Below are 10,373 nucleotides of genomic sequence, written 5' to 3' on the forward strand. Positions count from 1 at the left end.
GCCACAGCGGTGCAGTCCACCTGCAGCGCCCGCCGGGTCCGGACCACAAATGCGGCCGACCGCGCACAATAGGCGCACTGCCCACCACCCCCGTCACTGCCCATGCCACGCGCACGACCCACCGCCGCCACCCTGGGCGGCAACGCGCTGCTGCGCTGGGCCGCCGAGGTGGGCGACGAGGCCAGCCGCAGTGCGGACGCCATTGCCGCGGTGTGCTCGCCCATCGATCTGGCTGCGGGTGGGCATGCGATCGGGCGCGGCTTCAACCGCCAGGTCTACACCCGCATGTTCATGCGCACGCTGGTGCCCAAGGCCTTGCAGAAGCTGGCCCAGCACCCGGGCCTGTTCGACCGCCAGGCCCTGATGGCGGCGCGCGACCTGTACGCCTTCGACAACGTCTTCACCGCGCCGGTGCACGGCTTTCGCAACACCGAGGACTACTGGTCGCGGGCATCCGCCAAGCCGCTGCTGCACCGCATCCGCATTCCGGCGCTGGTGGTGAATGCGCGCAACGACCCCTTTGTTCCCGCCAGCAGCCTGCCCGGCGTGCACGAGGTGGGCCGCTGCGTCACCCTGTGGCAGCCAGCGCACGGCGGCCACGTGGGCTTTGTCAAGGGGCGCCTGCCCGGCCATGTGCGCGCCATGCCGGATGCGGTGGGGGACTGGCTTGCGGCGCAGGCTGACACGCAAGGCCGTGCAGCGGGGGCACAATCGCGGCATGGATGACATCGTCAAACAGGCCCTGGCCAAATGGCCCAACGTGCCCGACTGCTACGGCTGGCTGGGGCTGGACGCGCGCGGGCGCTGGTACATGCGCGACGACAGGACGCAGGCCGCAGGCCCGTTCCCGGAATCCAAGGGCTCGCTGCTGCAGCACGAGAAGCTGATTGACTTCATCCACCGCAACTACGAGGCCGACGAGGCCGGGCAGTGGTTCTTCCAGAACGGGCCGCAGCGCGTATATGTGGAGCTGGAAGCCACGCCGCTGGTCTGGCGCCTGTCCCCCGATGGGGCGGTGGCCTCCCACACGGGCCAACCCACCACCGTGGACGAATGCCTGCTGGACGCGCAGGGCCGGGTCTACCTGGTCACGCCCCTGGGCCTGGGCCTGGTGCACACATTGGACGTGGGCCTGGCTGCCGAGGCGGTGGAGCAGGGGCGCTGGACGCCGGTGGAGGTGCGCGCCGAGGACCTGCCAGCGCGCCATGGCTTCGTCACCAGCCCTGCGAAGCGGCGCGCGACCTGAGCACGAACCCTTGAGGACATAAAAAAAGCCGACCTCACGGGGCCGGCTTTTTGCTTGGGCAGTGCGGTGCGCTTACTGCGATGCGCCAGACGCCGGGGCCGCGACGGCCGATGCGCCGTCGCCTGCCGCGGAGGCCGCCGCCGCTGGGGCTGCAGGCTCTTCGAACTTGGCACCACCGGCATTGGCCATGAAGGCCACGGCGCGTGCGATCTCGGTGTCGCTGAAATCGCCGCCACCCTGGGGGGCCATCGCGCCCTTGCCCTTGAGGGCCGACTGCACCAGCGTCTCGAAGCCGGTCTTGATGCGGTCCGACCAGGCGGCTGCGTCGCCGAACTTCGGAGCGCCTGCCGCGCCGGTGGCGTGGCAGGCGGCGCATTGGGCCTTGTAGACGGTTTCGCCATTGGCCAGGGGGCGGTTGGCGTCGCGCACCTCGACCATGCCCACCTTCTGGATGCGGGCGGCGGTGGCCTTCTGGCTGTCAACCGCGCCGGCACCCGGCTTGTCGGCCGAGGTCACATAGAGAACGAGACCGATGATCGCAAAGATCGGAATCACAAACGAGGCAAGTACCGCGACCAGCAACTGCTTGGGGTTCTTGATCGGGCCGGTATGGGCTTCTTCGTGGTGGGTGTCGCTCATGACTTCCTCGGGTTTATCGTGGGGCTTTGATGCAATCAACCTTCAATTATATCTGCCGGTGCTCTGGCCCCCGCAGCCCCGGGCAGCGTGCGTATCGAAAGCCCGACAAAACATTTCCGGGCGGCACGCCATGGCTGCGGCCGCCCGGGAGGGCTCAGGAGCCTGCGGGCGCCTGGGCCGCTGGCTCGGCCGTGGCACCGCCGCCCAGCGCCTTGTAGAGCACCACCTGGTTCTGCAGCTGGGCCAGGCGCACCTGCACCACGCCTTGCTGGGTGGTGAACAGCGAGCGCTCGGCATCCAGCAGGTCCAGGTAGCTGGAGACGCCATTGCGGTAGCGCAGGTCGGCCAAGCGCAGGCGGGCCTCTTCGGCCTCGGCCTGGCGCCGCTGGGCCTCGGACTGCTCGGCCAGGGTGGACTGCCCGGCCAGTGCATCGGACACCTCGCGGAAAGCGGTCTGGATGGCTTTCTCGTACTGCGCCAATGCGATGGCGCGCGAGGCCTGTGAGCTTTGCAGGTTGGCCTGGTTGCGGCCGGCATCGAAGATCGGCAGCAGCAGCGACGGGGCGATGGTGAAGCCCCAGGAGCCGCTCTTGAACAGGCCCGAGAGTTCGCCGCTGGCCGTGCCGGCCTGCGCCGTGAGCGAGATGCGCGGGAAGAACGCGGCGCGTGCCGCACCGATGTTGGCATTGGCCGCGATCAGCTGCTGCTCGGCCTGGCGGATGTCGGGGCGCTGCGCGAGCAGCTCCGAGGGCAGGCCGGCGGGCAGGGCGGCCATGGCCGGCGCATTGGCCAGGGTGCTTCCTGGCAGGCTGGCCAGCACCTCGGCCGGTACCGGCTGGCCCAGCAGCAGGGCCAGCGCGTTCTCGTCCAGCGCGCGCTGGCGCTGTTGCTGCGCCAGGGTGGCGCGCGCGGCCTGGGTGAGCGATTCGGCCTGGCGGAAGTCCAGTTCCGAGGCGACGCCCGAGTCCAGGCGCAGGCGCGTGAGCCGCACCGACTCCTCGCGCGAGCTCAGCGTGCGGCGCGACAGGTTGAGCAGCTCCTCGTCGGCCAGCAGCGTGAGCCAGCCGTTGGCCACGGCGGCCACCAGGCTGACCTGGGCGGCGTTGCGGCCTTCCTCGGTGGCCAGGTACTGCGCCAGTGCCTGTTCCTTCAGGCTGGCGATGCGGCCGAAGAAGTCGATCTCCCAGGCCGAGAGCGCCAGGCCCACGCTGAACGAGTTGGTCAGGTCGCCATTGGCGGCCGACGGCCCCCGGCTGGCGTTGACGCCCAGGCCCACGCTGGGGAACTGGTCGGCGCGGCGGATCTGGAACTGCGCGCGCGCCTGCTCGATGTTGAGCGCGGCCACGCGCAGGTCGCGGTTGTTGGCCAGCGCTGCGCCGATCAGGGTCTGCAGGCGTGGGTCGGCAAAATAGTCCTTCCACGGCACCTGCGCCGCGGCGGCGGCCCCGGCAGGCGCCGAGGGGCCCGCCTGGAACGTGCCGGGCACGGGTGCCTCAGGGCGCTCGTAGGTGGGGATCATCGAGCAGCCCGAGAGCAGCAGCGCCGCAGCGGCGGCCACTGCCAGGGGCAGGGGGGTACGTCGATCAGTCATGGGTTCCAACTCCTGCTTCTTCTGCGTGGCGGCGGTTCATCTCCTGCTGGCGCGCGCTGCCCTTGAACAGGCTGCGCACCACCACGAAAAACACGGGCACGAAGAACACGGCCAGTGCCGTGCCGGTGACCATGCCGCCCAGCACGCCGGTGCCGATGGCACGCTGGCTCGCCGAGCCCGCACCCGAGGCGATGGCCAGGGGCAGCACCCCCAGGCCGAAGGCCAGCGAGGTCATCACGATGGGACGGAAGCGCAGGTGGGCGGCGGCCAGCGCCGACTCGACCACGCCGCGGCCCTGCGCCTGCAGGTCCTTGGCGAACTCGATGATCAGGATGGCGTTCTTCGCGGACAGGCCGATGATGGTGATCAGCCCCACCTGGAAGTACACGTCGTTCGCATAACCGCGCAGCAGGGTGGCGAGCAGCACCCCGAGCACGCCCAGCGGCACCACCAGGATCACGGCCAGCGGGATCGACCAGCTCTCGTACAGCGCAGCCAGGCACAGGAACACGGCCAGGATGGCAAAGCTGTACAGGATCAGCGACTGCGAGCCCGCGAGCTTTTCCTCGCGCGACATGCCCGTCCACTCATAGCCGAAGCCGGGTGGCAGCTGGGCAGCGAGCTTTTCCATCTCGGCCATGGCGGCGCCGGTGCTCATGCCCGGTGCGGGCGAGCCCGAGATGCGCACGGCCGGATAGCCGTTGTAGCGCACCGTCTGCTGCGCGCCCTTGACCCAGCGCGTGCTGGCAAAGGCCGACAGCGGCACGGGCTTGCCCAGATTGTTGCTGGCGTTGAGCTTGAGCAGGTCGTCGGGCTGCATGCGCGCCGGCGCGTCGGCCTGCACCACCACGCGCTGCAGACGGCCCTGGTTGGGGAAGTCGTTCACGTAGGTGGAGCCCAGGGCCGTCGACAGTGTCGAGTTGATGGCGTCGAAGGAAACGCCCAGGGCGTTGGCCTTGTCGCGGTCGATGTCGATCTGCAGCTGCGGCGCGTCTTCCAGGCCATCGGGGCGCACCTGGGTGATGATCTTGCTCTGCGCGGCCATGCCCAGCAGCTGGTTGCGCGCGTTGATCAGCGCCTCGTGCCCGGCGCCGCTGCGGTCCTGCAGGCGGAACGAGAAGCCGCTGGCGTTGCCCAGCTCGGGAATGGGCGGCGGGCTCAGCGGGTAGATGAAGGCATCGCGGATGCCCATCAGCCCGCCAAAGGCGCGGCCTGCCACTTCCTGGGCCGACTGGCCGGGGGCGTGGCGTTCCTTCCAGTCCTTCAGGGTCACGAAGGCGAGCGCGGCGTTCTGGCCCTGGCCCGAGAAGCTGAAGCCCAGCACGCCGACCATGCTCTGCACCTCGGGCTGCTTGAGGATGAACTCTTCGACCTGCTGCATCACGGCCAGCGTGCGCTCCTGCGTCGCACCGGGCGGCAGTTGCACGTTGACGATGATGTTGCCCTGGTCCTCGCCGGGCAGGAAAGAGGTCGGCACGCGCATGTAGACCACCACCACGGCGCCGATGATGGCAGCGTAGATCACCAGGTAGCGCGCGGCCTTGCGCAGCATGCGCGAGACCAGGCCTTCATAGCCCTTGGCGGTGCGCGAGAAGCCGCGGTTGAACCAGCCGAAGAAACCGCTCTTCTCGTGGTGGTGGCCGGCTTCCACCGGCTTGAGCAGGGTGGCGCACAGCGCGGGCGTGAGCGACAGCGCCATGAAGGCCGAGAAGCCGATGGACGCCACCATCACTGCCGAGAACTGGCGGAAGATGTTGCCGGTGGAGCCCGAGAAGAAGGCCAGCGGCACGAACACCGAAATCAGCACCACGGTCACGCCGATGATGGCGCCCGAGATCTGGCGCATGGCCTTGCGCGTGGCTTCCAGCGGCGGCAGGCCTTCCTCGCTCATGATGCGCTCGACGTTCTCCACCACCACGATGGCATCGTCCACGACGATACCGATCACCAGCACCATGCCGAACATGGTCAGCACGTTGATCGAGAAGCCCAGGGCCAACAGCGTGGCGAAGGTGCCCAGCAGGGCGATCGGCACCACGATGGTCGGGATGATGGTGTAGCGCCAGTTCTGCAGGAACAGGAACATCACCAGGAACACCAGGGCCACGGCCTCCAGCAGGGTGATGGCCACCTGGGTGATGGAGATGTCCACGAAGCGCGAGCTGTCGTAGGGAATGCTCCACTCCGTGCCCTCAGGGAAGAAGCGGGCCAGCTCGTCCATCTTCACGCGCACGGCCTTGGCGGCCTCCAGCGCATTGCCGCTTGGCGACAGCTGCACGCCGATGCCGACGGCGGGCTTGCCGTTCAGGCGCGCCGAGGTGGCATAGGCCTGGCCACCGAGTTCTACGCGCGCCACGTCGTTCAGGCGCACGGTGGAGCCGTCGGTGTTGGCGCGCAGCACGATGTTGCCGAACTGCTCTACGCTGGACAGCTGGCCGTTGACCACCACGGTGGCGGCAATGCCCTGGCCGGCCACATTGGGCAGGTCGCCGATGGTGCCGCTGGCCACCTGGGCGTTCTGCGCCCGGATGGCGGCCGTGACCTCCGCCGACGACAGGTTGAAGCTGACCATCTTGGCCGGGTCGATCCAGATGCGCATGGAGCGCTCGGTACCGAACAGCTGGGCCTGGCCGATGCCGTTCAGGCGCTGCAGCTCGGGCACGATGTTGCGCGAGGCGTAGTCGCCCAGGGCCACCGTGTCCATCTTCGGGTTGGTCGATGAAAGCATCGTGAACAGCAGGAAGTTGGAGCGCGACTTGTCCACGCGCACGCCCTGCTGCGTCACGGCCGAGGGCAGGCGTGGCGAGGCGCGCGAGAGGCGGTTCTGCACGTCCACCTGCGCCAGTTCGGCGTTGGTGCCGGGCTGGAAGCTCAGCGTGATGCTGCCCGAGCCATCGGCCTGGGCCACCGACTCCATGTAGATCAGGCCGGGAGAGCCATTCATCTCGCGTTCGATGACGGACAGCACGCTGTCCTCCAGCGTCTGCGCCGAGGCGCCGGGGTAAGCGGCGTTGATGACGATGGCGGGCGGCGCCACCGGGGGGTATTGCGCGATCGGCAGCTGCGTGATCGCCACACCGCCCATCACCATGATGAACAGCGCGATCACCCACGCGAAGATCGGGCGGTCGATAAAGAACTTGGCCATGGATGCCCCTTGCTTACTTCGACGCGGCGGCGGACGCGGCAGGCGCTGCACCGGAAGCCGCTGCAGCGGCCGGGGCTGCCGCGGGCGTGGCACCGCCAGCCTGCCATGGAACGGGTTTGACGGGCGTGCCCGGGGGCAGCATCTGCAGCTTCTGGAAGCCGTCGACCATGACCTTCTCGCCCGCCTTCAGGCCATCGAGCACCACCCAGCGGTTGTTCTGTGCGGCGCTGATCTTCACGCTGCGCGGGCTGATCTTGCCGTCCTCGCCCACCACACTCACCGTGTCACCCTGCTGGGTGCGCGTCACGGCCTGCTGGGGCAGGGTGATGGCGTTGCTGGCCTGCACCTGCTCGATCTGCACGCGCAGGTACAGGCCGGGCAGCAGCTCGCCCTTGGGGTTGGGCACTTCGGCGCGCAGCGTGACCTGGCCCGTGGTGGCATCCACCGACAAGTCGGAGAACAGCAGCTTGCCGGTGTGCTCGTAGGCGGTGCCGTCGCTGAGCAGCAGCTTCACGCTGGCCGCGTCACCGGTGGCGCGCTTGAACTGGCCGCTCTCCATGGCGCGGCGCAGCGCGAACACTTCGCTGGCGGACTGGGTGAAGTTCACGTACACCGGGTCGATCTGCTGGATGATGGCCAGGGGCGTGGCTTCGCCCTGGCCCACCAGGGCGCCTTCGGTCACCAGGGCGCGGCCGATGCGCCCGGAGATGGGCGCGGTCACGCTGGCGTAACCCAGGTTGATGCCAGCAGTGCGCGTAGCGGCACGGCCGGCTTCCACGTCGGCCTGGGCCTGCTTCTGGGCGGCCTCGGCGTTCACGAAATCCTGCTTGCTGATGGCGTTGGCGGCGACCAGGGGGCGATAACGCTCCACCGTGGCCGTGGCCTGGGCCAGGTTGGCCTCGGCCTTGGCCAGGCTGGCCTTGGCGCTGTCCGCGGCCGCGGCATAGGTGGCCGGGTCGATGCGGAACAGGGGCTGGCCCGCCTTCACGTCGCTGCCCTCGCGGAATTCGCGCTTGAGCAGGATGCCGGCTGCACGGGCGCGCACCTGGGCCACGCGCGAGGCCTCCACCCGGCCGGGCAGTTCGGTGATCAGGCCCACGTCGCCCGGCGTGGCGACGACCACGCCCACTTCCACGGGCGGCATCTTGGGGGCGCCGCCAGCTGCAGCCGGGGCATCGGACTTGCCGCATGCGGCGAGAAAGACGGCAACGGTGCACAGAGCGGCCACGGGCAGCATTCGCTGCAGGGCAGGGATGCGCGCAATGCGGGGAGAGAGGTCACGCAGGCGAGACATGGGAGTCCTTGTGTTGGGCATCAACGGGAGGGTCACGGCAGGCATCGCCGATGCAGCAGATGCGTCGGCGAGTAGGAGTTTCTACCAATAGACGGGCAATTATACATACAACCATGGATGTATAATAGGACTGGCGACCGGCCCGGGCCGCTTGTGAATTTGCAATGAATGGGAGGCTGTATCCATGGTGCGCAGAACCAAAGAGGACGCGATTGCCACGCGCAACGGCCTGATCGACGCGGCGGAGAAGGTGTTCTACGACAAGGGCGTCTCCCGGGCATCCTTGAGCGACATCGCCCTGGCCGCCGGCACCACCCGCGGGGCCATCTACTGGCACTTCAAGGACAAGGTCGATCTGTTCAACGCTATGATGGACCGGGTGACCCTGCCACTGGAGCAGGGCTATGGCGAGTTCGAGGCCAGTGCCGACCTGGACCCGCTGCAGCGCCTGCGCGCCGTGATGGCGCTGGTTCTGGAGAGCGTGGCCTCGGACGAGCACACGCGCCGGGTGTTCGAGATCGCCCTGCACAAGGTGGAGTATGTGGGGGAACTGGTGGCCGTGCGCGAGCGCCACATGGCCGCCTGCGACGGGTTCATCCGCCAGCTGGCCCGTGATTTCGAGCTCGCCGCCAATGCGCAGAAGGTGTCCATGCCGGTGTCGGCCATGGGCGCGGCGCTCGGCCTGCATGCGCTGTTCGACGGGCTGATGCAGAACTGGATTCTTTCCAACGGGGTGTTCGACTTGGTGGGCATCGGTCGCGCGTGCACCGACGCCTACATCACCGGCCTGGGGCTGGTGCTGGGCGCCTCGTCCCTGGCCGTGCCGCCCGCCAACGCCACTTGAGCGGGTGGGCTGGGGAGGACCGTGCGAGCACATTGCGCCGGGAGGTGTCAGCCCCATGCGATAATGCGGAGCTACACACATGCGGCTGTAGCTCAGTGGATAGAGTATTGGCCTCCGAAGCCAAGGGTCGTGGGTTCGATCCCCGCCAGCCGCACCACCATCTTCCTGGTCTTCCAATTCCATTGTGGCTCCACCCGTAAGCGTGCCGGTTGGGAACGCTTGTGCTTCCTTTTCGGGGTGGCATGGATATGCCTGCATTCCAATTTCCGCCGATTCCGTGCAGGACCATAGGGTGGCAAGGCAACTTCCCAGTTGCCGGCGGAAATGATGATCGTGTTTGCGGAACATTTACGTGCTGTGTGGCACGTTTATGGCCTCACCATCCGATCCTGACTTTCCCGATTCGCGCGTTCAGTTTCCCGAGGTTCAATAGAACATGCCGCATCTGCTTTTCAAATGGGTCTTGCGCGAGGACCGCTACGAGTTTTCCGGCGAAGCGAAGACACCACGTGCCCTCGAAGCCGAAGTGAATGCCGAGATCGTGGCGATCTGGGCCTGGCTGCAGCGCCAGAAGCTGCGACCCGGGCAGTTCGGCTGGGAGGCCACGCGCCGCACCCTCACCAGCAAGGACGAGACCCTGACCGTCTCCCATGGTGCCGTGGCAGCCGATGGCAGCACGGTGCTGCATCCGCAGGAAACCCGCGTGGTCGTCACGCTGCCGGAGAAGGTGGCGGTGCAGTTCCGTTTTGAGTTCAATGTGGTGGACGACCGGAAGTGAATAGTCGATAGATGTGACAGAAGCCCCACGCGCCACCGGACAGCAGGCTGGTCAAGAGAACCGGGCGAACCGCCGAGGACGAGTGCCAACCGCCATTGGTTGGCGGAGCCTGGTTTTGCAGGCTTGACCCAAAGGTCCCAAGGAGAGACAACAGTCATCGGCTTGACAGCCGCTCAAATGGCAGGCATCGCCTATTCTCGATGCAAGGCGCAGTACCGTTGGACTGAGCGGTGAATCAGCCATGCGGCGATGGCGGAGCCAGAGAGCTGTAGAGCCGAATCCAGGTGAAAGAGCAAGGGCGCATGCTCGGTCAGTCCTTGCTGGATGCGTACATAGGCCCAACCGCTCAAGCTGTATTCGCCCAGCAGCAGTGTTGTCACCATGATGGCTGCGCACAGCCAGTCGTCCTTTCTCTGCCCGTTGGCAAGGCGCAGGCTGTATGGCGTTTCCCTTTGCAGTGCCATGTATTGCACAGGAACCGATGCCATCAGCTTGGCCGTTGCAAGGGCCCAGAATGCGGTCGGTAGAAGGTCCATGGTGGAGAGAGGCGGCAAACCAGGGGGCTTCAGTGCCTCCGTCGCGACGGTGGGCACTGCCTTTTTGCCGCCTTTGCCGGCGAAGGTCTCGTCGGCAGGATGCGTGCTCAAAGTGCCTTGGTCAGCGTCACGATCACGCGCGACTTGTTGACGGGGCCGAAGTAGTCCTTCTTGTTGGCGCCGACCACGGCAGCACCCAGGGACAGGCCCGAACCGAAGTCATAGGCACCGCCGACGCTGTAGTCGATGTAGTTGGGGGCCGCGATGTCGCCGCCAAAGCGCGTGTAGCCCACGGAC

General features: G+C 67.5%; 8 protein-coding genes, 1 tRNA gene and 2 pseudogenes. 5 read left to right on the plus strand and 6 right to left on the minus strand.

All coding sequences use genetic code 11. From position 1 onward, the window contains the following. Positions 1–129: 129 nt before the first annotated feature. Both ACK59X_RS02145 and ACK59X_RS02150 read left to right on the plus strand, forming a co-directional pair. A pseudogene (locus ACK59X_RS02145) lies at positions 130–726 on the plus strand (YheT family hydrolase); the annotation flags it as partial. Next, a complete protein-coding gene (locus ACK59X_RS02150) occupies positions 719–1,246 on the plus strand; it encodes a DUF2946 family protein (RefSeq protein ID WP_409954801.1) in 528 nt (175 codons plus the stop codon). The pseudogene ACK59X_RS02145 and the gene ACK59X_RS02150, both read left to right, overlap by 8 nt. Positions 1,247–1,318: 72 nt before the next feature. Here ACK59X_RS02150 and ACK59X_RS02155 read toward each other — a convergent pair whose 3' ends face one another. From ACK59X_RS02155 to ACK59X_RS02170, 4 genes are all read right to left on the minus strand, one after another. Further along, a complete protein-coding gene (locus ACK59X_RS02155; RefSeq protein ID WP_409954802.1) occupies positions 1,319–1,885 on the minus strand; it encodes a c-type cytochrome in 567 nt (188 codons plus the stop codon). 154 nt (positions 1,886–2,039) lie between these two features. Further along, entirely contained in the window at positions 2,040–3,476 is a 1,437-nt protein-coding gene (locus ACK59X_RS02160) for an efflux transporter outer membrane subunit (protein WP_409954803.1), read from the minus strand. Continuing rightward, positions 3,469–6,624 carry an efflux RND transporter permease subunit gene (locus tag ACK59X_RS02165; RefSeq protein WP_409954804.1) on the minus strand — a complete coding sequence of 1,052 codons (3,156 nt, stop codon included), beginning with the start codon at positions 6,622–6,624 and terminating at the stop codon, positions 3,469–3,471. Before ACK59X_RS02165 ends, ACK59X_RS02160 begins: the two co-directional genes overlap by 8 nt. Positions 6,625–6,637: 13 nt before the next feature. Further along, on the minus strand, positions 6,638–7,918 hold the full coding sequence (locus ACK59X_RS02170) for an efflux RND transporter periplasmic adaptor subunit (protein ID WP_409954805.1): 1,281 nt from the start codon (positions 7,916–7,918) through the stop codon (positions 6,638–6,640). 184 nt (positions 7,919–8,102) lie between these two features. On the opposite strand from ACK59X_RS02170, the gene ACK59X_RS02175 reads away from it, so the two are divergent. From ACK59X_RS02175 to ACK59X_RS02185, 3 genes are all read left to right on the plus strand, one after another. After that, complete coding sequence (locus tag ACK59X_RS02175) at positions 8,103–8,762, plus strand: TetR family transcriptional regulator (RefSeq protein ID WP_409954806.1); 660 nt, start codon at positions 8,103–8,105, stop codon at positions 8,760–8,762. Positions 8,763–8,843: 81 nt separating this feature from the next. Next, a tRNA-Arg gene (locus ACK59X_RS02180) sits at positions 8,844–8,919 on the plus strand. 279 nt (positions 8,920–9,198) lie between these two features. Next, complete coding sequence (locus tag ACK59X_RS02185; protein WP_409954807.1) at positions 9,199–9,540, plus strand: hypothetical protein; 342 nt, start codon at positions 9,199–9,201, stop codon at positions 9,538–9,540. Between the two features lie 191 nt (positions 9,541–9,731). Here ACK59X_RS02185 and ACK59X_RS02190 read toward each other — a convergent pair whose 3' ends face one another. Together ACK59X_RS02190 and ACK59X_RS02195 are read right to left on the minus strand one after the other, a co-directional pair. Next, a complete protein-coding gene (locus ACK59X_RS02190) occupies positions 9,732–10,187 on the minus strand; it encodes a hypothetical protein (protein ID WP_409954808.1) in 456 nt (151 codons plus the stop codon). Continuing rightward, positions 10,184–10,373, minus strand: a pseudogene (locus ACK59X_RS02195) (hypothetical protein); the annotation flags it as partial. The pseudogene ACK59X_RS02195 and the gene ACK59X_RS02190, both read right to left, overlap by 4 nt.

The organism is Acidovorax sp. (assembly GCF_046339755.1).
In the GTDB taxonomy this organism is placed as follows: Bacteria; Pseudomonadota; Gammaproteobacteria; order Burkholderiales; family Burkholderiaceae_C; genus Acidovorax.

What these genes read in the sequence shown, in the direction of transcription:
- ACK59X_RS02150 (WP_409954801.1), top strand. Translation starts at nt 719, where the DNA reads ATGGATGACATCGTCAAACAGGCCCTGGCCAAATGGCCCAACGTGCCC.
- ACK59X_RS02155 (WP_409954802.1), bottom strand. Translation starts at nt 1,885, where the DNA reads ATGAGCGACACCCACCACGAAGAAGCCCATACCGGCCCGATCAAGAAC.
- ACK59X_RS02160 (WP_409954803.1), bottom strand. Translation starts at nt 3,476, where the DNA reads ATGACTGATCGACGTACCCCCCTGCCCCTGGCAGTGGCCGCCGCTGCG.
- ACK59X_RS02165 (WP_409954804.1), bottom strand. Translation starts at nt 6,624, where the DNA reads ATGGCCAAGTTCTTTATCGACCGCCCGATCTTCGCGTGGGTGATCGCG.
- ACK59X_RS02170 (WP_409954805.1), bottom strand. Translation starts at nt 7,918, where the DNA reads ATGTCTCGCCTGCGTGACCTCTCTCCCCGCATTGCGCGCATCCCTGCC.
- ACK59X_RS02175 (WP_409954806.1), top strand. Translation starts at nt 8,103, where the DNA reads ATGGTGCGCAGAACCAAAGAGGACGCGATTGCCACGCGCAACGGCCTG.
- ACK59X_RS02185 (WP_409954807.1), top strand. Translation starts at nt 9,199, where the DNA reads ATGCCGCATCTGCTTTTCAAATGGGTCTTGCGCGAGGACCGCTACGAG.